The sequence below is a fragment of the Streptomyces sp. NPDC033177 genome (assembly GCF_055577715.1).
This window is the reverse complement of record NZ_JBVIPS010000011.1, coordinates 381,974-404,599: the sequence shown is the minus strand read 5'-3', so window position 1 is coordinate 404,599 and position 22,626 is coordinate 381,974. Positions and strand designations below refer to the sequence as shown.

The 22,626-nt window shown below is 69.9% G+C and carries 21 protein-coding genes; 2 read left to right on the top strand and 19 right to left on the bottom strand.

The window, feature by feature from the left end; genetic code table 11:
• Positions 1–17: 17 nt before the first annotated feature.
• The 19 genes from ACZ5U5_RS34560 to ACZ5U5_RS34470 form a co-directional block, all read right to left on the bottom strand.
• Positions 18–134 carry a DUF6126 family protein gene (locus tag ACZ5U5_RS34560; protein WP_469029844.1) on the bottom strand — a complete coding sequence of 39 codons (117 nt, stop codon included), beginning with the start codon at positions 132–134 and terminating at the stop codon, positions 18–20.
• A gap of 56 nt (positions 135–190) precedes the next feature.
• Complete coding sequence (locus ACZ5U5_RS34555; protein ID WP_469029699.1) at positions 191–832, bottom strand: helix-turn-helix domain-containing protein; 642 nt, start codon at positions 830–832, stop codon at positions 191–193.
• Between the two features lie 82 nt (positions 833–914).
• Positions 915–2,300 carry an aspartate aminotransferase family protein gene (locus tag ACZ5U5_RS34550; protein WP_469029697.1) on the bottom strand — a complete coding sequence of 462 codons (1,386 nt, stop codon included), beginning with the start codon at positions 2,298–2,300 and terminating at the stop codon, positions 915–917.
• Positions 2,297–4,204, bottom strand: coding sequence for a 1-deoxy-D-xylulose-5-phosphate synthase (gene dxs, locus ACZ5U5_RS34545; RefSeq protein ID WP_469029694.1), 1,908 nt, complete (start codon positions 4,202–4,204; stop codon positions 2,297–2,299). The genes ACZ5U5_RS34550 and dxs overlap by 4 nt, the downstream gene beginning before the upstream one ends.
• A gap of 40 nt (positions 4,205–4,244) precedes the next feature.
• A complete protein-coding gene (ispG, locus tag ACZ5U5_RS34540) occupies positions 4,245–5,411 on the bottom strand; it encodes a flavodoxin-dependent (E)-4-hydroxy-3-methylbut-2-enyl-diphosphate synthase (protein ID WP_469029692.1) in 1,167 nt (388 codons plus the stop codon).
• Between the two features lie 4 nt (positions 5,412–5,415).
• Positions 5,416–6,441 carry an adenosyl-hopene transferase HpnH gene (gene hpnH, locus ACZ5U5_RS34535; RefSeq protein WP_469029688.1) on the bottom strand — a complete coding sequence of 342 codons (1,026 nt, stop codon included), beginning with the start codon at positions 6,439–6,441 and terminating at the stop codon, positions 5,416–5,418.
• 5 nt (positions 6,442–6,446) lie between these two features.
• The gene (locus tag ACZ5U5_RS34530) at positions 6,447–7,097 is read right to left on the bottom strand and encodes a phosphorylase family protein (protein WP_469029686.1); all 651 of its coding nucleotides are present in this window, start codon (positions 7,095–7,097) and stop codon (positions 6,447–6,449) included.
• Positions 7,097–9,091 (bottom strand): squalene--hopene cyclase, encoded by a 1,995-nt coding sequence (shc, locus tag ACZ5U5_RS34525; protein WP_469029683.1) that lies wholly within the window; start codon positions 9,089–9,091, stop codon positions 7,097–7,099. Before shc ends, ACZ5U5_RS34530 begins: the two co-directional genes overlap by 1 nt.
• 103 nt (positions 9,092–9,194) lie before the next feature.
• A complete protein-coding gene (locus ACZ5U5_RS34520; RefSeq protein WP_469029841.1) occupies positions 9,195–10,253 on the bottom strand; it encodes a polyprenyl synthetase family protein in 1,059 nt (352 codons plus the stop codon).
• A gap of 248 nt (positions 10,254–10,501) precedes the next feature.
• Complete coding sequence (hpnE, locus tag ACZ5U5_RS34515) at positions 10,502–11,914, bottom strand: hydroxysqualene dehydroxylase HpnE (RefSeq protein ID WP_469029681.1); 1,413 nt, start codon at positions 11,912–11,914, stop codon at positions 10,502–10,504.
• 109 nt (positions 11,915–12,023) lie between these two features.
• Complete coding sequence (gene hpnD, locus ACZ5U5_RS34510) at positions 12,024–12,974, bottom strand: presqualene diphosphate synthase HpnD (RefSeq protein WP_469029678.1); 951 nt, start codon at positions 12,972–12,974, stop codon at positions 12,024–12,026.
• Positions 12,971–13,867, bottom strand: a complete 897-nt coding sequence (hpnC, locus tag ACZ5U5_RS34505) for a squalene synthase HpnC (RefSeq protein WP_469029675.1) — start codon at positions 13,865–13,867, stop codon at positions 12,971–12,973. Before hpnC ends, hpnD begins: the two co-directional genes overlap by 4 nt.
• Positions 13,868–14,201: 334 nt before the next feature.
• Complete coding sequence (locus ACZ5U5_RS34500; protein WP_469029673.1) at positions 14,202–15,005, bottom strand: ABC transporter ATP-binding protein; 804 nt, start codon at positions 15,003–15,005, stop codon at positions 14,202–14,204.
• On the bottom strand, positions 14,998–15,936 hold the full coding sequence (locus tag ACZ5U5_RS34495) for an ABC transporter permease (RefSeq protein WP_469029670.1): 939 nt from the start codon (positions 15,934–15,936) through the stop codon (positions 14,998–15,000). The genes ACZ5U5_RS34500 and ACZ5U5_RS34495 overlap by 8 nt, the downstream gene beginning before the upstream one ends.
• A gap of 95 nt (positions 15,937–16,031) precedes the next feature.
• Positions 16,032–16,904: a glycosyltransferase family 2 protein gene (locus ACZ5U5_RS34490; RefSeq protein WP_469029839.1), complete on the bottom strand. Its 873-nt coding sequence runs from the start codon at positions 16,902–16,904 to the stop codon at positions 16,032–16,034.
• Positions 16,905–16,924: 20 nt separating this feature from the next.
• Positions 16,925–17,704, bottom strand: coding sequence for a CDP-alcohol phosphatidyltransferase family protein (locus ACZ5U5_RS34485; RefSeq protein WP_160508728.1), 780 nt, complete (start codon positions 17,702–17,704; stop codon positions 16,925–16,927).
• On the bottom strand, positions 17,682–18,746 hold the full coding sequence (locus ACZ5U5_RS34480) for an iron-containing alcohol dehydrogenase family protein (protein WP_249586470.1): 1,065 nt from the start codon (positions 18,744–18,746) through the stop codon (positions 17,682–17,684). The genes ACZ5U5_RS34485 and ACZ5U5_RS34480 overlap by 23 nt, the downstream gene beginning before the upstream one ends.
• Entirely contained in the window at positions 18,734–19,471 is a 738-nt protein-coding gene (locus ACZ5U5_RS34475) for a phosphocholine cytidylyltransferase family protein (RefSeq protein WP_363207563.1), read from the bottom strand. The genes ACZ5U5_RS34480 and ACZ5U5_RS34475 overlap by 13 nt, the downstream gene beginning before the upstream one ends.
• Positions 19,468–21,114: a DUF5941 domain-containing protein gene (locus ACZ5U5_RS34470; RefSeq protein WP_469029667.1), complete on the bottom strand. Its 1,647-nt coding sequence runs from the start codon at positions 21,112–21,114 to the stop codon at positions 19,468–19,470. The genes ACZ5U5_RS34475 and ACZ5U5_RS34470 overlap by 4 nt, the downstream gene beginning before the upstream one ends.
• Here ACZ5U5_RS34470 and ACZ5U5_RS34465 point away from each other — a divergent pair.
• Both ACZ5U5_RS34465 and galE read left to right on the top strand, forming a co-directional pair.
• Positions 21,100–21,333 carry a hypothetical protein gene (locus ACZ5U5_RS34465; protein WP_469029665.1) on the top strand — a complete coding sequence of 78 codons (234 nt, stop codon included), beginning with the start codon at positions 21,100–21,102 and terminating at the stop codon, positions 21,331–21,333. The genes ACZ5U5_RS34470 and ACZ5U5_RS34465 overlap by 15 nt on opposite strands.
• 206 nt (positions 21,334–21,539) lie before the next feature.
• Positions 21,540–22,523 (top strand): UDP-glucose 4-epimerase GalE, encoded by a 984-nt coding sequence (gene galE, locus ACZ5U5_RS34460; RefSeq protein ID WP_469029662.1) that lies wholly within the window; start codon positions 21,540–21,542, stop codon positions 22,521–22,523.
• The last annotated feature ends 103 nt before the right edge of the window (positions 22,524–22,626 follow it).

Below are 22,626 nucleotides of genomic sequence, written 5' to 3'. Positions count from 1 at the left end.
CTCCCCCGGCCTCACCGTCACTGGTTCTGCGCGCCCAGCGTGAACAGCAGGTAGATGAAGGCCGCGAACACGTGGCCCACGGCGACGTAGATGATCAGCCGGACCCAGAGCCCGCGGGGGAGCTTCTCCTCCATGGACATGGCCTTCTTGGCGGGGACGGCCGGTTCGGGCTGCCGCGCTTCGGGTTCCGTCATCGCGTGTCTCCCAGGGTGGAACTGTGCGGGGTCCCGCCGAGGCACAGCGCGGTGGCGGGACTCTGCAGCAGGGTGTGGACGAAGAGAAGGTCGGTGCCGAGGTGGTCCGCGGCGGCGATCCGGTGCGGGGTCAGCGAGTCGAAGTGCGCGCTGTCCCCCGGTTCGAGCGTGTACGTGGTGTCGCCGAGCCGCAGCCGAAGGCGCCCCTGGAGGACGTACAGCCACTCCTCACCGGGGTGGACGCGCACGATGTCGCCTTGGGCCCCGTGGGGCACGTGCACCCGCAGCGCCTGCATGCCCCGGGCCTGCGCGCCCGCCTGCCAGTAGGTCCAGCCGCCCGCCCGAGTCGGTTCCATGTCCGAGGCGCGGACGATGGCGTCCCGGTCGGCGGGCTTCTCGCCGAGGAGTTCCGAGACCGTCGTACCGTACGTACGAGCGAGTGCGAGCAGCATCGGCAGTGAGGGCTGGCGCTGCCCGGTCTCCAGACGGGAGAGATGGGCGGGCGAGAGCCCGGCGGTGCGGGCCGCGGCCTCCAGTGTCAGCGCGGCACGACGCCGCAGCTCACGCAGTTGCGGGGCGACGGCGGGCAGAGCCTCGGCGGCCTCCGGGTCGAGCGGTTCTGGCTCGGCATTGCTCATACCTCGATTGAGCCAGGCCCTTGCCCCCGAGGCAACTTTCTTGCCCCAGAGGCAAAAGCCTGTCTGTGCCTGCGCCGGTGCCTCAGCGGTTGGCGACCGCCTGCTTCACCAGCGTCCTGCCGAAGTCCCACATCAGCCCGCCCCCGCTGTGCGCCTCGTCCATCACGGCGGTGAAAGCCTCTACGAACCGGTCCACCTCCCGCTCCCCGACGGTCAGCGGCGGGATCAGCTTGATGACCTCCAAGTGATCGCCGGAGACCTGGGTGAGGATGCGGTGCTTCTGCAGCAGCGGCACGACGACCATCTGCGCGAAGAGCCCCTTGCGCGCCGCCTGCAGCATGGTCCAACGGCCGCGCAGTTTCAGTGACTTGGGGCGCCCGAACTCGATGCCGACCATCAGGCCCCGGCCGCGCACCTCGCTGAGCAGCTCGTAGCGGTCGACGAGCGCGCCGAGCCGCGTCTTCAGGAGTTCGCCGGTCACGCGCGCGTTCTCGACGATCTTCTCGTCCTCCATGACGGCCAGGACCGCGAGCCCGGCCGCCATGGCCTGCGCGTTGGACCCGAAGCTCGCCGAGTGCACGAGCACCCGGTCCATGGACGAGTAGACCTTCTTGAAGATCCAGTCCTTGCCGAGCGTGGCGCCCACCGGCACATAGCCGCCGGACAGCGCCTTGGCGACGCACACCAGGTCCGGCTCGACGCCTTCCTCGTGCTGGTAGGCGTAGAAGTCGCCGGTTCTGCCGAGGCCTGTCTGCACCTCGTCGGCGATGAGCAGCGCCTTGTGTTTGCGCAGCAGCTCCTGGGCGGCGAGCAGATAGCCGGGCGGCGGCGCGTGCACGCCCTTGCCCTGGATGGGCTCCACGATGAGTCCCGCCACGTCGCCCTTGGCCAGCTCCGCGCGCAGGGCGTCCAGGTCACCGAGCGGCACCGCCGTGTCGGGCAGCAGGGGTGCGAATCCGTCCCGGAAGCCCGACTCGCCGTTGACCGAGAGCGAACCGGTGGTCAGGCCGTGGAAGGCGTGCGTGCAGTAGAGCACCCTCGGCCTGCCCGTGGCGTACCGCGCGAACTTCAGCGCGGTCTCGACGGCCTCCGTGCCGCTGTTGCCGAAGAAGACCCGGTCCAGGTGCGGGCTGTGGGTCAGCAGCTTCTCGGCGAGCAGGCCGGGCAGCGGCTGGCAGTCGAAGCGCGTCAGGTCGGCGAGCGAGGCGTCCAGGACGTCGTGCAGCGCCTTGCGTACGACGGGGTGGTGGCGGCCCAGGCCCATCACGCCGAAGCCCGCGAGCATGTCGAGGTAGTCGTTGCCCTCCGCGTCCCAGAAGTACGCGCCCTCGGCCCGTTCGTAGACCTTGTCGAAGCCGATGGTGTGCAGCATGCGCGGCAGCTGATGGTTCAGATGCCGCGCGTGCAGTTCGTAGCGCTCGGCACCCCGCTCGGCGAGGAGTCTGCCGAGGTCGAACTCCTTGGTCATGCTCCGTGCTCCTTGGCTGCCAGTGTGCCGCTGATCCGCCCCGCGATCTCGACGGGGGTGAGCCCGATGTCCGCGAGCACCTCGGCCCGCTTGGCGTGCGCGAGGAACTGCTCGGGGATGCCGAACCGCCGTACAGGGACGTCGACTTCGGCATCGTCCAACGCGAGGGCGATGGCCGCGCCGACCCCGGACGCCCGGCTGTTGTCCTCCACGACCCCCACGACGCGGTGCCGTGCGGCAAGGGCGGGCAGCTCGGCGTCGACCGGCTTGACCCAGCGGGGGTCGACCACCGTGCAGTTGAGGCCGCGCTCCCGCAGCAGATCGGCGGCCTGCAGGCAGACGGGCGCCATCACGCCGACCGCCACCAACAGCACGTCCGCGTCGGCGCCTTGGCCGCTTTGGCTGATTTGGCCGCTTTGGGCCAGTACGTCCATGCCGCCGATCCGGTCCACCGCGGGAATGGCGGGTCCCACCGACTCCTTGGGGAAGCGGAGCAGCGTCGGCGCGTCGTCCACGGCGACCGCTTCCCGCAGCTGCGCGCGCAGTTGGTCCGCGTCGCGCGGCGCGGCGATCCGCAGCCCCGGCACGACCTGGAGGATCGACATGTCCCACATGCCGTTGTGCGAGGCCCCGTCGACGCCCGTGACCCCGGCTCGGTCCAGGACGAAGGTGACGCCGCACTCGTGCAGCGCGACATCCATCAGGAGCTGGTCGAAGGCCCGGTTGAGGAAGGTGGCGTAGACGGCGACGACGGGGTGCAGGCCCCCGGTCGCGAGTCCGGCCGCCGACACCGTGGCGTGCTGTTCCGCGATCCCGACGTCCCACACCCGGTCGGGGTAGGCCTTGGCGAACTTCGTCAGACCGACCGGGCCCAGCATGGCCGCGGTGATCGCGACCACGTCTTCCCGCTCAGCACCGATGCGGACGATCTCATCACCGAACACCGAGGTCCAGGAGGGGCCGTTGGAGGGTGCGAGCGGCTCGCAGGTCAGCGGGTCCATCACCCCGACCGTGTGGAAACGGTCGGCCTCGTCGGCGAGCGCGGGTTCGTAGCCGCGGCCCTTCTCGGTGAGGCAGTGGACGATGACGGGGCCGTGGAAGCGTTTCGCACGCCGCAGTGCCGACTCCACGGCACCGGTGTCGTGCCCGTCGATCGGCCCGACGTACTTCAGGCCCAGGTCCTCAAACATGCCCTGCGGCGCGAAGGCGTCCTTGAACCCCTTCTTGGCGCCGTGCAGCGACTCGTACAGCGTGTGCCCCACGACGGGAGTGCGCTGAAGGATGTCCTTGCCCCAGGCCAGAACCTGTTCGTAGCTGTCGGTCGTGCGGAGCGTGGCGAGGTGGTCGGCGAGACCGCCGATGGTGGGGGCGTACGAACGTTCGTTGTCGTTGACGACGATGATCAACGGCCGGTCCTTCGCGGCCGCGATGTTGTTGAGCGCCTCCCATGCCATGCCGCCGGTGAGTGCGCCGTCCCCGATGACGGCGACGACATGCCCCCGCTCCCCCAGGACCTGACGAGCCTTGGCCAGACCGTCGGCCCAGCCGAGCGCTGTCGAGGCGTGGCTGTTCTCGACGATGTCGTGCTCGGACTCCGCCCTCGAGGGGTAGCCGGACAGGCCGCCCTTGCCGCGCAGTTTGGAGAAGTCCTGCCGGCCGGTCAGGAGTTTGTGCACGTAGCTCTGGTGGCCGGTGTCCCACACGATGCGGTCGACCGGTGACTCGAAGACGCGGTGGAGGGCGATGGAGAGTTCCACCACCCCCAGATTGGGGCCGAGGTGGCCTCCGGTCCTGGCGACCGCGTGCACCAGGAACTCCCGCACCTCTTCGGCCAGTTCGTCGAGCTCGTCCTCGGTCAGCGCCTTCAGGTCACGCGGCCCCCGGATGGTTTCCAGAATGGTCATGCTCGGCCCCCTCTCTGGTGGAACTCAGCTCTGGTGGAACTCAGCTCACGGTGACGTCCGGCACCCCTGAGGTGACGCCGTCGTCCTGCATCTGTTCGGCGATCTTCAGCGCCTCTTCGATGAGGGTCTCCACGATCTTCGACTCGGGGACGGTCTTGATGACCTCGCCCTTGACGAAGATCTGCCCCTTGCCGTTGCCGGACGCGACGCCGAGATCCGCCTCACGGGCCTCCCCCGGCCCGTTCACGACACACCCCATGACGGCGACACGCAGCGGCACTTCCATGCCGTCCAGGCCCGCGGTGACCTCGTCGGCCAGCTTGTACACGTCGACCTGGGCCCGCCCGCAGGACGGGCAGGAGACGATCTCCAGGCGGCGCGGCTTGAGGTTCAACGACTCCAGGATCTGGATGCCTACCTTGACCTCCTCGGCGGGCGGCGCGGACAGCGAGACCCGGATGGTGTCGCCGATGCCCTCACTCAGCAGTGCCCCGAAGGCGACCGCCGACTTGATCGTGCCCTGGAACGCGGGACCGGCCTCCGTGACGCCGAGGTGCAGCGGATAGTCGCAGGCCGCGGCCAGTTGCCGGTAGGCGCTGACCATGACCACCGGGTCGTTGTGCTTGACCGAGATCTTGATGTCCCGGAAGCCGTGCTCCTCGAAGAGCGACGCCTCCCACAGGGCCGACTCGACCAGAGCCTCGGGGGTGGTCTTGCCGTACTTCTGGAGAAGACGCGCGTCCAACGAGCCCGCGTTCACCCCGATCCGGATCGGGGTGCCCGCCGCCGACGCGGCTCGGGCGATCTCGCGCACCTTGTCGTCGAACTGCTTGATGTTGCCCGGATTCACCCGCACCGCCGCACACCCGGCGTCGATCGCCGCGAACACATACTTCGGCTGGAAGTGGATGTCCGCGATCACCGGGATCTGCGACTTGCGCGCGATCGTCGCGAGGGCGTCCGCGTCGTCCTGCGTCGGACAGGCCACCCGCACGATCTGGCAGCCGGACGCGGTGAGTTCGGCGATCTGCTGCAGCGTCGCACCGATGTCGGACGTACGCGTCGTCGTCATCGACTGCACCGACACCGGCGCGCCGCCCCCCACGGCCACCGGCCCGACCTCGATGCGCCGCGAGAGGCGACGCTCCGCGACCGGCCGGACCGGCAGCTCAGGAAGGCCCAGTGCGACAGGCGTTCCAGGGGTCATGACGTCACCCCGCGCGGTTCGCGGAGACCGTCTCGCGGGCGGCACGGAGAGACTCCTTCAGGGAGCCCATGGTGGCCAGGACGGCGGTCGGCTCGTAGCCGCAGTGCGCCATGCAGTTGGCGCACCGCGGGTCCTTGCCGCGGCCGTACTTGCTCCAGTCGGTCTCCTCGACGAGTTCCTTGTACGTCGGGACGTACCCGTCGCTCATCAGGTAGCAGGGGCGCTGCCAGCCGAAGAGCGAGTAGTTCGGGATCGCCCACGCGGTGCACGGGAAGTCCGCCTTGCCCTCCAGGAAGTCGAGGAACAGCGGCGAGTGGTTCAGGCGCCAGCGCCGCCTGTTGCCGCCCGCGAAGGCCTTCTTGAAGAGCTCGCGGGTCTGCTCGACGCCCAGGAAGTGCTCCTGGTCCGGCGCCTTCTCGTAGGCGTAGGCAGGCGACAGCATCATCTCGTCGACCTGCAACTCGTCGTTGAGGTAGTTGAGGACCTCGATGATGTTCTGCGGGGTGTCGTTGCTGAAGAAGGTCGAGTTGGTGGTGACCCGGAAGCCGCGCTTCTTGGCTTCCTTGATCGCTGCCACCGCCTCGTCGAACACGCCCTCCTTCGCGACGGACTCGTCGTGCCGCTCCCGCATCCCGTCGATGTGCACGGCGAACGCGAAGTACGGGGACGGAGTGAACTTGTCCAGCTTCTTGCGCAGCAGCATGGCGTTGGTGCAGAGGAAGACGTACTTCTTCCTGGCCACCAACTGCCGCACGATCTCGTCCATGTGAGGGTGCATCAGCGGCTCGCCACCGGCGATGGACACCATCGGCGCACCGGACTCAAGGACGGCGCCCACGGCCTGGGCCACCGGCATGCGCTGCTTGAGCACACCGGCAGGATGCTGGATCTTCCCGCATCCCTCGCACGCGAGATTGCACGCGAAGAGCGGCTCCAACTCGACGATCAGCGGAAACTTCTCGCGCTTGCGGAGCTTTTGTTCAAAGAGATACGTCGCGACCTTGATGGTCTGGCGCAGCGGCATGGCCATCTGGCTCACCTCCGAGGGAGCAAAGAAGAACGGTGCCATTCGAAAAATGCGGGAAGCACGGCGCGAAGAACACGGAAAGCTGATATTCCACCGCGCACCGTGCCGATGCGGACGAGTTCGTGCTGTGGGGCGTCCACGACCACCCGGACGGCGGCAACAGGACGGTCTCCCGCCCGCAGGGCGCTGTGCAGGGTCACGGCGGACTCCATGTCCACCGCGATGGCTCCCGTGGCGAGCAGGCCGGCACGTTCGTGCTCTCGGACGACATGGTCGGATCCGGTGAGCGGGCCGGTGTGCACGGTGCGGCCGGGAAGGGCCCGCTCCAGCTCCTTGACCAGCAGGTCGGTGCCGACGCAGGGCGTGTGGCCATGTGCGTCGCGGGTCTCGTCGGCGACGATCAGGTCGCCGGGGTGCATGCCGGGGGCGAGCCCGGCGCAGAAACCGGTGGCCACGACGGCGGCGTGGCGCAGCGGTTCCTTGCCGAGGGCGCCGGTGACGGCGCGCTCGGCGTTCTTGGGGCCCATGCCCGTACGGAGCAGGGTGGCCCGCCCGTGCGCGCTCCCGCGGTCGCCCGTGCGCAGGGCGAGGTGCTCGATGCCGAGCGCGCAGGCGATCAGCAGCGGTGCGGGGTCCGGCGCGGCCGGGGTCCTCGCCATCAACCCCCCTTGACGGAGAGGCCGGCGAACGGCTCCCCGTTGACGTACCGACCGAGGGCGGTGAGCGGGAACACCTGTCGGTAGAGGTGGTAGTTGATGGAGAAGTCCCAGGGGAAGCCGGTGCCGGTGAAGTACGGCTCGTCCCAGGAGCCGTCGTCCCGCTGCGTCTCGGCGAGCCAGGCGACGCCACGCTCCACGGCCTTGGAGTTCCGATCCCCGGCGGCGAGCAGTGCGAGCAGCGCCCAGGCGGTCTGCGAGGCGGTGGAGACGCCGTGGCCCCGCCATTCCTCGTAACGGTAGGAGCGCAGATCCTCGCCCCAGCCTCCGTCGTCGTTCTGCACCGACTCCACCCAGGTGACGGCGCGGCGCAGCGCCGGGTGTGATCCCGGCAGGCCCGCCGCGATGAGCGCGGGCACCACGGACCCTGTCCCGTATACGTAGTTGACGCCCCAGCGGCCGAGCCAGGAACCGTCCGGCTCCTGCTCGGCGAGCAGCCACTCGATGCCGCGCCGGGTGCGCGGGTCGTGTGCCTTGCCCTCGATGGCGAGCATCTCGACGACGTGCCCGGTGACGTCAGCCGACGGCGGGTCGATGACTTCTCCGAAGTCGCAGAACGGCAGCCGGTTGGGGAACGGGCTGGTGTTGTCGGCGTCGAAGGCGGCCCAGGCGTTGTTCTTGGACTGCATGCCCAGGGTCCAGCGCACTCCGCGACTGATCGCGTTCTCCATGCGGGCGCGGTCCGGGTGGTCGACGCGGCGCAGGGCCAGGATGACCTCGGCGGTGTCGTCGATGTCGGGGTAGTTGTCGTTGTGGAACTCGAACGCCCAGCCACCGGGGGCGAGTTGTGGCCTGCGTACGGACCAGTCGCCGGGCCGCGCGATCTCCTCGGCGAGCATCCAGTCCGCGGCCTTGATGAGCTGCGGGTGGTCGGCGGGCACGCCCGCGTCGGCGAGGGCGATGGTCGCCAGGCAGGTGTCCCAGACCGGCGACTGACACGCCTCGATCATCCGTGCACCGTCCTCGCGCCACACCGCGAACCGGTCGAGCGAGGCCAGGCCTGCCTTGAGGACCGGGTGTTCCAGGTCGTAGCCGAGCAGATGCAGCGCGATCACGGAGTAGACGGCGGGCGGCTGGATGCCGCCCCAGCAGCCGTCGTTCTCCTGGCGTTCGATGATCCAGCGAGCGGCACTGTTCATCGCGGCCTTGCGCAGCTTGCGCGGGGCGACCTTGTGGTAGACGTGCAGCGCTTTGTCGAGACGCTGGAAGACGCCGTCCCAACTCCCCATCGGGGCCAGGGGCTTGTCCGGGTTCGGGACGCGCGCGTCGCTGTGCAGCTCGTCCAGCGGGAAGGGCGCGGGACGGACGGGGCGCTTGGCGGAGACGACCGTGAGCGGCACGATCGTCTGCCGGGCCCAGCACCCGAAGTCGTAGATGTTGAGGGGCAGCCACTTGGGGAAGTAGAGGAGCTCCGGCGGGAGTTCGGGCAGGTCGTCCCACTTCCACCAGCCGAACAGGGCGAGCCAGATGCGGGTGAAGACGCGGCTCTCGGCGATGCCGCCCTGGCCGCGGATCCAGGCGGAGGCCCTCGCCATGTGCGGGTCGTCGGGGGCGTCGCCCGCGAGGCGCAGCGCGACGTACGCCTCGATGGTGGTGGAGAGTTCGCCTGGGCCGCCGAAGAAGGTGGCCCAGGTGCCGTCCTCGCGCTGCTCGCCGCGGATGAAGAGCGCGGCGGCGCGGGTGGTCTTCTCGTCCCGGATTCCCAGGAACTGACGGAGCAGCAGGTCCTCGGCGTCCATCGTCACGTTCGTCTCGAGGTCGCCCTTCCACCAGCCCTGGGCGTCCTGCTGTCGGAGCAGGAACTCGGTGGAGCGTTGTATGGCGCGCGCGGCGGCGTCATGTGGCCCTGCTGTCGCGGCGGCGTGGTCGAGTGGCTGGCTGGCCGAGGTTGCGCGGGGCGTCACCGCTCCGGTGCTTCCGTCGGTCGTCGCTGTCATGGCTTCCCCTTCGTGCAGTCGTCTTCTCTGCTGTGGGTCCGCCGTCGGCCGACGCGCTGGGCGCCGGCCGGCGACTGCGAGCGCTATATCTGCCCGATAGTGATCATCTCTTTCGTACGACGACGAAGTCGGCGAGCGCGACGAGCTGCGCCCGAACCCGCTCCGGCATCTCGATGGTGTCCAGGGCCTCGATGGCGATGGTGTGCTGGCGCCGGGCCTCCTCGGCGGTCCATTCGCGGCCGCCCGCCTGCTCGATCAGGGCGGCGCGTGCGGCGAACTCCTCCTCGGAGAAGCTGTCGAAGTCGTTGCTCTTGGCGTCGGCCGCGAGCAGCTCGCCGAGCTGCTCGGAGGCGGGCCCGCCCGCGGCGAGCGCGGCCACCACCGGCAGGGACTTCTTGCGCTGGCGGAGGTCGCTCCAGGTCTGCTTGCCGGTGGACTCCGGGTCGCCCCAGATGCCGAGCAGATCGTCCACGGCCTGGAAGGCGAGGCCGAGGTGGTAGCCGTACTTCTCCAGGACGTCGGCGGTGTGGTCGTCGGCGCCGCCGAGTACCGCGCCGATGGAGACCGCGCAGGCGAGCAGGGCGCCGGTCTTGTTGCCCTCCATCTCCAGGCACTCCTCGACGGTGACCCGCTCGCGGTGCTCGTAGGAGATGTCCTGCGCCTGGCCGTCGATCAGGGCGCGGGACGCGGTGGTCAGGCGGCGCGTGGCGCGGCCCGCCTCGACGGTGCCGATCTCCAGGAGGATCTCGTTGGCGAGCGCGAAGAGGGCGTCGCCGACGAGGATGGCCTGGGCCGGGCCGTGCACCTTCCACACCGTGTCGCGGTGCCTGCGCTGCTCGTCGCCGTCCATGAGGTCGTCGTGCAGCAGCGAGAAGTTGTGCACCAGTTCGACGGCGACAGCTCCGGGTACGCCGACTTCCGGCGCGGCCCCCGCCGCCTCCGCGGAGAGCAGGGCGAGCGCGGGGCGCACGGCCTTGCCGCCGTCGCCGTCCGACGGGTTGCCCTCGGCGTCGATCCAGCCGAAGTGGTAGGCGGCGACGGTGTCCATGGGTGGTGCGAGGCGGTCCACGGCGGACCGCAGCACCGGGGTCGCCAGCGTCCTTCCGCGCTCGAGCAGTGAGGTCACGTCCACCGTGTCGGCAGCCGATTCGGCCGAGGGCACAGTCGGCACAGTCTCTCCTCTTGTTCCGGTACTGGTTGTTCCGGTGCTGTTTTCCTGGGGACCTGACCCCAGGAGGGCCAGGTCCTGTCTCCCCGATCCCTGCGGATCAGCCTGCGGCGTCTGGTGCGTGCTCTCGGCGTGCCGGCCGTGGCCCCTCGTACTGGACGTACTTGGGGGCTCGGCCGGTGCGGCGAGAGTGCGTGCCAGGCGTCGCGGGCCCGCAGGGATCGGGGAGACAGGGCCTGGCTTCACGCGGCCTCCTCGACGTCGAAAAGGTGATCACGTGGGCGGTCGAGAGCGGAGAGAGCGGCCCCGGCGGCACCGATGCCACTGCGCACGGCGCTCTCCATGGTCGCGGGCCACCCCGTGGCGGTCCACGCCCCGGCCAGATACAGGCCTGGAGCCTTGGTGCGCGCACCGGGCCGCAGCCGGCCCACACCAGGAGTCGGCGCGAACGTCGCCGTGCGCTCCCGGGTCACGAAGAAGTCCCGTACCTCCGCGCCGTGCGCGGCGGGCAGCAGCCGCTCCAGCTCCGGCAGATAGCGCTCGCGCAGCGCGGCGACGGGCGCGTCGATCTCGTCCTGGGCGGCGGACTGGGACAGCGCGACGTACTGCCCCTCGGTGAGCCCGGAGGCGTCGGTCCGGTCGAAGACCCACTGGACCGGCGAGCCGATGGCCGCGAAGAACGGCCGCTTGAGCACCTTGCGGTCGTACACGACGTGGATGTTGAGGATCGGCGCGGTGTCGATGTCGAGCAGCCGGTCGGGCTCGTCCAGGGCGCCGTCCGGGAGCAGATCGTGGGTCTCGTGCTGCGGCACGGCGAGCACGACCGTCTCCGCCTGGATCGTCTCGCCGGGAACTTCGACCTGCCAACCCCCGTTCTCCGTACGGGAGATGGAGGTGACGCGTGTCCTCAGTTCGGTTCGCACGCCCGCGGAGTCGAGCGCCTTGCGGGCGAGCGTGTCATGGAGATCACCGAGGGGCACGTGGGCCCAGCCGATGTCGGCGGCGCCCGGCTGCGAGAGCAGCCCGGTCTTGAAGACCATCGCGGCGAGCCCAAGGGAGGAGTCCCCCGCGACGGCGTTCAGCGTGGCCACGCCGACCAGGTCCCACAGCGCCTCGATGGCGCGCGCCGACTGACCGTGCTCGGCGAGCCAGCTGCCGAAGTCCTGGCAGTCCAGTTTGGGGTCGGTCGGGTCGAGTCCCTTGAGGGCGAGTGCGGCGCGGCCCACGTTGGCGCGCTCCGCGAGCGACAGATGCGGGTACGTGGCAAGGCTCGCCGCAAGGTGCAGCGGCACGGGCAGCGCGGTGCGGCGCAGACGTCCGAGTCGGTTCCGGTCGGCGTCGAGTACGGGCACGTCGAGACGTTCCTGCAGGGGCGCCAGGGCAGCACCGTCGACGCGGTCGAGGAACCAGCGGTAGGCGGTGCAGCAGCGCAAGTAGACGTGCTGGCCGTTGTCGACGGTCAGATCGCCGCGTTTGAAGGAGAAGGCGAGCCCGCCGAGGCGCGGTCGCCCTTCGAGCAGCGTCACACGCAGCCCCGCGTCGGCGAGGGACAGCGCCGCGGTGATGCCGGCGAGACCGCCGCCGACCACCACGGCGGCCCCGCGGCCCACCTTGCCGTCGGCCTCCGTGGCCGACCGCGTGTCGTCGTCGCTCATGCGCTTTTCCCCTCGGCGGTTGCAGTCTGGGACGCCAGGGCCCGGCGGAGGGTTGCCCGCCGGTTGCAGGGAGATGCCCTACGTTCGCCGCATTCGCCGTGGATGCCCATCAAGTACGCCTCCTGACAGTCTGTCGGGAGATGGTGCGCGCATCGAGACCGGAGAGACCGCGCACGGCGACGTATGCCTTTTCGCGGCCGGGCAGCGAGACGCGGCCGCGCAGGACCGCCTCGGGCTCCCGCTCGATGCGGTCGAGGAGGCGCCGGTAGATGCCCGCCATGGCGGCGACGCAGGCCCCGCTGCGCCGGTCGAGCATGGGAAGGAGCCGGTACCCCTCGGCGAACAGCGCCCGCGCCCTGCGCACCTCGAAGTGCACGAGCCCGGCGAAGTCGGAACCGGCGGGCGGCTCGGAACCCGAGAACCCGGCGGAGCAGCCGAACTTGGCGAGGTCGTCGGCGGGCAGATACGTACGGCCGCCCTCCGCGTCCTCGCGCACGTCACGCAGGATGTTGGTCAATTGGAGCGCGAGACCGAGCGTGTCGGCATACTCCGGCGCGCGCTCGGCATGGAGCGCCCCCCGCTCGGTGCCGAACACGCCCAGGGAGAGCCGCCCGATGGCCCCCGCCACACACCGGCAGTAGACCTTCAGGTCCTCCCACGTCTCGTACGTCTCACCGCGGACGTCCATCAGGACCCCGTCGATCAGTTCGTCGAGCCCGCCGAGCGGGATGGGGAAGTGGTCCGCGGCGTGCGCGAGCGCGACCGCCACGGGGTCGGTGTCGTCCTCGTCCACGTTCCCCGCGCGGATCCGGGCGAGGAGGGCCCGGGTCTCGTCGAGGCGCTCGGCCTTGACGTCAGGGGCGAGCGCGCCGTCGCCGATGTCGTCCACGCGCCGAGAGAGGGCGTAGAGCGCCGACATGGCGCGGCGCTTGGGCATCGGCAGCAGCCTGATGCCGTACGCGAAATTGCGTGCCTGCTGTCCGGTGACGGCCTCGCAGTAGCTGTATGCGGCGAGTACCGGCGCGGACACGTTCGGGCCTGACTCCACGGTCCGGCTCACCCCTCTCCTCGCAGGACCGCCCCCACCTCGCGCAGCAAACGCGGTCTGGTGGGCTTCGGCGGTCCAGGAAGTACGTCGTATCCGGCGGCGGCGATCGCGGAGACCGCCGCCCTCCCCCCAGCCACGAAACCTGCAAGCAGCACCTTCAGCCTGCCGTGGACGCTACCCACCAGGGGGGTGCCTTCATTCAGGAGGCAGCGGGCGCGTTCTGCTTCATATGCAACCAGCGCGCGCACCGATGCGCCTGCTGTCGGCGCGGCGAGATCCCGCTCCTGGACATGGAATCGCTTCATGTCCTCGGCGGGCAGGTAGATGCGTCCCTGTCCAAGGTCCTCCGCCACGTCCTGCAGGTGCTCGACGATCTGGAGGCCGGTGCACACCGCGTCCGAGCGGCGGATCCGCTCCGGCGTCGCGGTGCCCGTGATGCCGAGCACGAGCCGGCCCACGGGGTTCGCGGACAGTTCGCAGTAGGCGAGGAGGTCGTCGTACGTCTCGTAGCGTGCGACGAGCTGATCCTGGCGGTTGGCCGCGATCAGGCCGAGGAAGGGTTCGGGGGTGAGACCGCAGCGCCGAACGGTGGGCTGGAGCGCGCGCATCAGCGGGTGCCTCGGCGTGGCGTCGAAGACCCGGTGCAGGTCGGCCTCGAAGGCATCCAGGAGGGCGAGCCGGTCGTCGGCGGCCTCGGGGTCCACACCGAGGTGGCGGGCGTCGGCGCCGCCGGGGGCCAGGTCGCCGTCGCCGATGTCGTCGACGAGGCGGGCGTAGCCGTACACGGCCATGAGGTCGTCGCGCCAGGCGCGGGCCAGAAAGAAAGGCGCCACGGGGAAGTTCTCGTCCGCGGCCTTCGCGAGGACGGCGGATGCGTCGCGCAGATGGAGATCATCCGTAGCCATTGCCGTCACATCTCCCGTTCTACACTGCCGACCCAATACATCCTATTTCGGACACGCCGCCCGGCCCTCCGCGAGGTGGACCGTGCCATGCCCCGGGGCGCCGCGCGAAATCGCCCCACTTGCCGCGAATCAGCACCGGTACAGCTTACGTTGTACAACGCAGCCTGCATCGTCGGGGTGTTCCGCGCATCACAACAACACACCGATTGACATCAATCTTCCCTGGGCGCAAGGGACTTGAGGTAACCACCGGGGCTGTCGGGACTCAGGACGCGACAGGGCCCCGCCGGGTTGACTCCGGCGGGGCCCTGGTGCATTCGGGGGTACGGCGGGGCTATTTGCCCGTGAACTTCTCGTACTCCTTTATGACCTCGTCGGTCGGCCCGTCCATGCGCAGCTCTCCGCGTTCCAGCCACAGCACGCGGTCACAGGTGTCACGGATGGACTTGTTGTTGTGACTGACGAGGAAGACCGTGCCGGCCTCCTTGCGCAGCTCGCGGATGCGGGCCTCGGAGCGCTTCTGGAACTTGCGGTCGCCCGTCGCGAGCGCCTCGTCGATCATCAGTACGTCGTGGTCCTTGGCGGCCGCGATGGAGAAACGCAGGCGGGCCGCCATGCCCGACGAGTACGTGCGCATCGGCAGGGTGATGAAGTCGCCCTTCTCGTTGATGCCCGAGAAGTCGACGATCTCCTGGTAGCGCTCCTTGATCTGCTCGCGCGTCATGCCCATCGCGAGCCCGCCGAGTATGACGTTGCGCTCGCCCGTGAGGTCGTTCATCAGGGCCGCGTTCACGCCGAGCAGCGAGGGCTGGCCGTCGGTGTAGACCTTGCCCTTCTCGGCGGGCAGCAGGCCCGCGATGGCACGGAGCAGGGTCGACTTGCCGGAGCCGTTCGAGCCGATCAGGCCGATGGCCTCGCCGCGGTAGGAGGTGAAGCTGACGCCGCGCACGGCGTGCACCTTGCGTACGCCGCGCTCCTCGCCGCGCCTGAGGATGCGGCTCAGGGCGGAGGTGGCGCTGCCCTTGCCGGTCTTGGCGCCGTTCACGCGGTAGACGATGTGCAGCTCGTCGGCGATGACGGTGGGGATGTGCGTCCTGTCGATCTTGTCGGCCTTGTCAAGGGGGGTCTCATCAGCCACGGCCGTAACGCTCCTCAGCCTTCCAGAAGTACACGAAGCCGACTACGCCGAACAGGACCGCCCAGCCGGCGGCGATGAACCACACGTGCTCCGGCAGGTACTCCTTGCCGTAGTCGTCGATCATGGCGTAGCGGATCAGGTCCATGTAGACGGCGGCCGGGTTCCACTGGAGCACGTCCCCGATCCAGCTGGGCACGCTCTCCTTGGTCGCGAGCATGGCGGGGATGCTGAACATCACGCCCGATGCGTACATCCAGGTCCGCATCACGAACGGCATCAGCTGCGCCAGGTCGGGCGTCTTGCTGCCCATCCGGGCGAAGATCAGCGCCAGGCCCATGTTGAAGACGAACTGCAGCAGCAGCGCCGGCAGGACCAGGAACCAGGACAGGGCGGGGAAGATCCCGAACGCGCACATGATGATGACCAGCACGATCATCGAGAACAGCAGCTGCTGGAGCTGCTGGAGCGCGAAGGAGATCGGCAGCGAGGCCCGTGGGAAATGCAGGGCCCTGACCAGGCCGAGGTTGCCGGAGATCGCCCGCACGCCCGCCATGACCGAGCTCTGCGTGAACGTGAAGACGAAGACACCGGTGACCAGGAACGGCACGTAGATGTGGTGCGGAATGCCGTCCCGGGCGCCGAGCAGCAGTCCGAAGATGAAGAAGTAGACCGCGGCGTTGAGGAGCGGCGTCGCCACCTGCCACAGCTGGCCGAGCTTGGCCTGGCTGTACTGGGCGGTCAGCTTCGCCTGCGAGAAGGCGAGGATGAAGTGGCGCCGTCCCCAGAGCTGGTTGACGTACTCGAAAAGTCCGGGCCGTGCGCCGCTGACGGTCAGACCGTACTTGGCGGCGAGATCGGCCCGGGAGAGCCCGTCATCGGGCGACGGAGGCGAGGTCACCGCGACTCCGCCGTCATGCGTTGTCTCACTCACGAGTGGAAACTTTCGTCTTCAGATGCGCAGCCGGTCGGGCGTAGGCGTGGGCCAGGGACCGGGGTATGGCCCAGATGTTCTCAGACCCGAGCTTCTCAGATGACAGGAGGTCGGCCCAGTCGGGTCAGGCGCCACACCGTACGCCACCTCATCGGCTTGCGAGGTCCGCAGGGCGTCGTCCACCCCTCCTTGAAGCCGCCGAACCAGGCCTTGAGCGCGGGGCCGGAAGGCTTCCTGGCCAGGGTCAGGAGCATCCACACGCCGAGGTAGACCGGGACCAGGAGCGCGGGCAGATTGCGACGGGCGAGCCAGACACGGTTGCGCGCGACCATCCGGTGGTAGACCGCGTGCCGCGAGGGGGCGGTCGTCGGGTGGAAGAGCACCATGTCGGCGCGGTAGTCGATCATCCAGCCCGCGTTCAGGGCACGCCAGGCGAGGTCGGTCTCCTCGTGGGCGTAGAAGAACTCGTCGGGAAGACCGCCGACCTCGGCCATGACCTGCGTACGGACGGCGTTGGCGCCGCCGAGGAAGGTCGTCACCCGGGAGGAGCGCATCGGGTCGGCCGCGCGCAGGCGCGGGACGTGGCGGCGCTGGGTCTCCCCGGTGTCCGGGTCCGCGATGCGGAAGCTGATGATGCCCAGCTTCGGGTCGGCGGCGAAGGCCTCGCGGCACAGCTGGGCCGTGTCCGTGTTGGCCAGGAGGCCGTCGTCGTCGAGGAAGAGAAGGATGTCGACGTCGGTGCCGCCGGGGCCGAAGGCCTCGATGCCGACGTTGCGACCGCCGGGGATGCCCAGGTTCTCGGGCAGCTCGACGGTGCGTACGCCATCGGGGACCTCGGGCACGGGGGCGCCGTTGCCGACGACCACCACCTCGACCGGGTCGCCGTCCTGCTTGGCGACCGAGTCGAGCAGGGCGCGCAGCTCCTGCGGCCGGTTGCCCATGGTGATGATGACCGCGCCGACCTTCAGGGGCCAGCTCCCCGCCGCACTCACTTCAGCCTGCTGGAGGCGAGGATGGACACGAGGTGCAGCAGGGTCTGCAGCAGGGCGATGCCGGCCAGGACGGCGACACCGATCCGCGAGAAGAGCAGGTCGCCCCGGACCGAGTCCACGATCGCGAGGACCAGGATCAGCAGGGACGCCTCGATGCCGAGCACGAGCCGGTGGAACTTGAGGGCTCCGGCGGCCCGACGGGCCAGGGCCATGCCGGAGGAGCGCGGCTCGGAGGCCGACTCCTTGACCGGCGCCAGGCCCTGCTGGTGGCGGGCGACACCGACGAGGTCGGTCTCCGCCTTGATCAGGATGGCGCCGAGCGCGGCGAGCGTGCCGAGGAAGGCCCACAGCCAGTCGATGCGGCCCGAGCCCCACAGGTCCGCGGCGCGCAGGCCGAAGCCGACGAGCACCGCGGCGTCGCACAGGTAGGCGGCGACCCGGTCCAGGTAGACCCCGGCCATGGAGTACTGCTTGCGCCAGCGGGCGATCTCGCCGTCGACGCAGTCGAGCAGGAGATACAGCTGGACCATGATCACGCCGAGCACGGCGCCCGTGATCCCCGGCACCAGAAGCGCCGGGGCGGCCAGGGCGCCGGCCACGGTCATCAGGTACGTGAGCTGGTTGGGCGTGATCCTGGTGTTCACCAGGTAGCGGTCGCAGCGCAGCGAGATCTCTCGCATGTACAGGCGTCCCGCCCAGTGCTCACCACTGCGCCGGTCCTTCACCCCTGCGGGGTGAACGACGGGGCGGAGTTCAGCTACCGATGGCCTTGGCATAGTCGGCGTATGCGTCCTTGATCTGGTCGGAATTCAGATTGAGGTGCTCGAGGATCGTGTAGCGCCCGGGGCGCGTCTGCGGGGCGTACTCCACGACCTGGACGAACTCGTCCACGGTGAAGCCGATCTCCTCCGGCGTCACGGGGAGACCGTGCCTACGCAGGACCTCCACCATGTACAGCGACTCCTCGCGCGCTCCACGCAGGAACATCGCGAAGGCCGCGCCCAGGCCGCACTGCTCGCCGTGGCTGGCCGCGCGCTTGGGGAAGAGGAGGTCGAAGGCGTGGTTGATCTCGTGGCAGGCGCCGGACGCCGGGCGGGAGTCGCCCGACACGGACATCGCGATGCCGGTGAGGACCAGACCCTCGGCGAGGACCTGCAGGAAGGCGTCGTCGCCGACACCGCCGGGGTGACGCAGAACGGCTTCGCCGGCCTGGCGGGCCATCGCGGCCGCGAGGCCGTCGATGTCCTCGCCGCGCTCACGGGCGGCGAGCTCCCAGTCCGCGATCGCGGAGATGTTGGACAGGGCGTCGCCGATGCCGGAGCGCACGAACCGTACGGGGGCCTCACGGATCACGTCGAGGTCGATGACGACCGCGATGGGGTTCGGCACTCCGTACGAGCCGCGGCCCGCGTCGTTGTCGAGCGTGGCGACCGGCGAGCACAGGCCGTCGTGCGACAGGTTCGTCGCGACAGCGACCAGCGGCGCGCCGACGCGCGCGGCGGCGAACTTGGCACAGTCGATGATCTTGCCGCCGCCGAGGCCGACGACCGCGTCGTAGCGGCCCTTCTTGATGGCGTCGGCGAGCTTGATGGCGTCATCGAGCGTGCCGCCGCCGACCTCGAACCACTCGGCGGTGGGCAGCGACGGTTCGAGCCGCTGGCGCAGCACCGCGCCGGAGCCGCCGCTGATCGCGATGGCGAGCTTGCCGGTTGACGAGCAGATCCGCTGGTCGGCCAGGACACCGGCCAGGTCGTTGAGCGCCCCCGGCCGGATGTCCACGACGACCGGCGAGGGGATGAGCCTCGTCAGTACTGGCACGCGATCTCCCGGCCCTTGGCGAGGTCGTCGTGGTTGTCGATCTCGACCCACTTGACGTCGCCGATCGGCTCCACGTCGACCTTGAAGCCGCGGTTGACGAGCTCCTGGTAACCGTCCTCGTAGTAGAGGTCGGGGTCGCGCTCGAAGGTGGTCTTCAGGGCGTCGGCCAGCTGCTCTGCGGCGTCGCCCTCGATGAGCGTGACACCGATGTACTCACCGGTGGCGGTCGCCGGGTCCATCAGCTTGGTGATCTTCTGGACGCCCTTCTCGGGGTCCACGATGACCTTCATCTCCTCGTCGGCGAGGTTCTTCACCGTGTCGAGGGCGAGGATGATCTTCTTGCCGTCGCCGCGGGCGGCGAGCAGCGTCTTCTCGACGGAGACGGGGTGCACGGTGTCGCCGTTGGCGAGGATCACCGTGTGCTTGATCGCGTCACGACCGCACCAGAGGGAGTAGGCGTTGTTCCACTCCTCGGCCTTGTCGTTGTCGATCAGCGTGAGCTTGAGGCCGTACTTCTCCTCGAGCGCCGCCTTGCGGTCGTAGACCGCCTCCTTGCGGTAGCCGACGATGATCGCTACCTCGGTGAGACCGATCTCCGCGAAGTTGCCGAGGGTCAGGTCGAGGATGGTGGTGTCACCGTCGACCGGCACCAGGGCCTTGGGGAGCGTGTCGGTGTAGGGGCGAAGACGCCGTCCGGCGCCGGCCGCCAGCACGAGGCCGATCATGCGGGTTCTCCTTCATCGTGTACGGCGGGTGCGCCGCGTTTGTGAGCGGTCACCCAGAAGCGGATGCTCTCGACGAGCACCACGAGTGCCACGGCCACGGCGAGAGCCGTGAGCGCGACGGTGAAATCTGTGTCGGTGAGCAGGGCGGCGGCGAGAGCGACCGCCAGCGTCCTGCCCTCATGCCCGCCGATCGCCCGCACCAGCCAGTGCGGCGGCGCGCCTGCGTCGCCGCGAATGCGGTACACCGTGTCGTAGTGATGGTAGGCGACAGCGGACACCAGTCCGAAAGCCGCGGGCAAGGCACCGTTCACGTCCGCGTTGGCGGCGAGCAGCAGGATCGTCCCGTACTCGGCCGCGCGGAAGAACGGCGGGACCAGCCAGTCGAGGGCGCCCTTGAGGGGGCGGGCGACGGCGAGCCCGGACGTGATGACGTAGACGACCGCGGCGACGATCACCCATGGGCTGCCGTACGAGGTGAGTCCCGCCACGCAGACCAGCACGGCGCCGCCGACGAAGGCGAGGACCGGCGCGGGCAGCGAGCGGCCGCCGAGCCTGAGTGCGGCGAAGGACGACGCGAGCGGCCCGGTGTCGGCGAGGTCCGCGAGTGCCTGTGCGGCGCGGTCGGTGCGGGTCGCCTTGCGGGTGAGGGAGCGCAGGACGCGGCCCGCCGTGGTGTAGCAGGCGGCGAGGCCACAGCCGATGAGCAGCACGATCAGGGTGATGCGCGGGGTGGTCACCGCGGTGAGCACGGCGATCAGCGCCCAGCGCTCGCCGATCGGCAGCACGATCATCCGGCGCAGCCAGACCGTCCAGCCGACGCTGTCGAGCTTGTCGGAGAAGGCCGCGGTGGGGCTGGTGTTGGCGGTCGCGTCGTGGTTCGCCTCGTTGAAGGAGAAGTCGACGACGTGCCGGCAGGTCTGCAGGACCATCGCGCCGAGCGCGAGCGCCCAGACGTCGTCGCCGTTGGCGTTGGCCGCGCCCAGCGCGAGTCCCGCGTAGTAGGCGTACTCCTTGGCGCGGTCGAACGTCGCGTCCAGCCAGGCGCCCAGCGTCGAGTACTGCAGGGAGTAGCGGGCGAGCTGCCCGTCCGTGCAGTCGAGGACGAAGGAGAAGAGCAGAAGGAGGCCGGCCGCGACGAAGCCGCCGCGAGTACCGGTGGCCGCGCAGCCCGCCGCGATCAGGGCGACGAGCAGCGAGGCGGTGGTGACCTGGTTCGGGGTCAGGCCGCGGCGCGCGCACCAGCGGGCGATGTAGCGCGAGTACGGGGAGATGCAGTACGTGGTGAAGAAGCCGTCCCGCGACTTGACGGCCGTGCGCAGGCGTACGGCTTCGTCGTCCACGGCGGCGACGGCCTGGCGTGCCTCGTTCCGCGTCTGCGGATCGCTGGGCACGGTGGCGACGAGGGTGCCGAGGTCGGGGCGGTGCAGCGCGCGGCCCTCGGCCTCGATCGCCTCGGCCACGTGGTCCGCGAGCGCCTCGACCGTCACGGCGGAGCCGCCGCCGTTGCCGGAGCCGGTGGTGGCCCGGAGGGCGCGCGTCAGATCGGCGCGGGCCTCGGGCTGCGCGGTGACGGCGCCGGGGACGGCCGACGCGGGGAAGCGCGGGTCCGTCAGGCCGAGGCGCAGCGCGTGGACGTGGCCCACGAAGCGCGCGTCGACGACGGCGACCCGCTGCCCGGCGGGGACGGCGGCGAGCAGCGTCTCGGTGTCCGCCGCGTCGGAGGCGACCCGGACGTCAAACCCCAGGGACCGCAGATCGCCTTCGAGCGGCGACCCGGGGACCGGCTGACCGGTCAGGATGGCGGTCGACAGACGAACTCACTCCTTGATTGCCGGCGCGGCTCGCGCCGGGCACGTGCGTGATGAGGGGCGCCCCTGGCCGGCAGCGGCCGGGCGGCACGTCGGCAGAGGCTATCGGATGATGGGAAGCGGGCGTTCACCGCCTGTTTACGGCCCCATAAGCATGACCTGCAGCGGCCTCCGCCAACTCGATCATCATGGTCGATCGGGGGCGGCCCCCACAAACCGCGCTTCGAGCGACCGGCACAAACGACATAAAGTCGACGCCCATGACATGGATGATCACAGGTGGAGCGGGATATATCGGGGCACATGTGGTGCGGGCTCTGGCCGGCGCCGGGGAGCGGGTGGTCGTCCTGGACGATGTCTCGGCCGGGGTGCCCGAGCGGCTCCCCGCGGACATCCCTCTCATTAGGGGCTCATCGCTCGACGGTGAGCTGCTGCGGCGGGTGTTCGCCGAGCACGAGGTGACGGGTGTGGTACATCTCGCGGCCCGCAAGCAGGTCGGCGAGTCCGTGGAGCAGCCGCTGCGCTACTACCGCGAGAACCTCGGCGGTCTGGTGACGCTGCTCGAAGCGGTGGCCGAGGCCGGCATCAAGCGCTTCGTCTTCTCCTCGTCGGCCGCGGTGTACGGCAACCCGCCCGACGTGGACCTGGTGACGGAGGCCACCCCCTGCATGCCCATCAGCCCCTACGGCGAGACGAAGCTCGCCGGGGAGTGGCTGGTGCGGGCTGCCGGGCGGGCGCACGGCATCGCGACCGTGTGCCTGCGCTACTTCAACGTGGCGGGCGCCGCGACCCCCGAGCTCGCGGACACCGGGGTCTACAACGTGATCCCGATGGTCTTCGACCGGCTCACCCGGGACGAGTCGCCGCGGATCTTCGGTGCCGACCACCCGACCCCGGACGGCACCTGCGTACGCGACTACATCCACGTCGCCGATCTCGCCGACGCCCACCTCGCGGCGGCCCGCCGCGTGGAGGCGCACCCCGAGGGCGACCTGACGGTGAACATCGGCAGCGGCGAGGGTGTTTCCGTACGCGAACTCGTCACACTCATCGGCGAGATCTCCGGCGACACCCGCCCCGCGATCGTCGAGCCGCGCCGCGACGGCGACGCACCGCGCGCCGTGGCGGACGCGGGCCTGGCCGCCGAGAAGCTGGGCTGGAAGGCGCGGCGCACGGTACGCGAGATGGTCGAATCCGCGTGGGCCGGCTGGCGCCTCCACCACCCCGAGGCACGCCGCTCCTGATCACGTCAGCGCTCTGACCTGCGGTCATTTCCGCAGGTCAGAGCATATGACAACGGTGTTCAGTGCCGTGTTGCCGGATACCCCCCACCAGTAGTTCACTGTG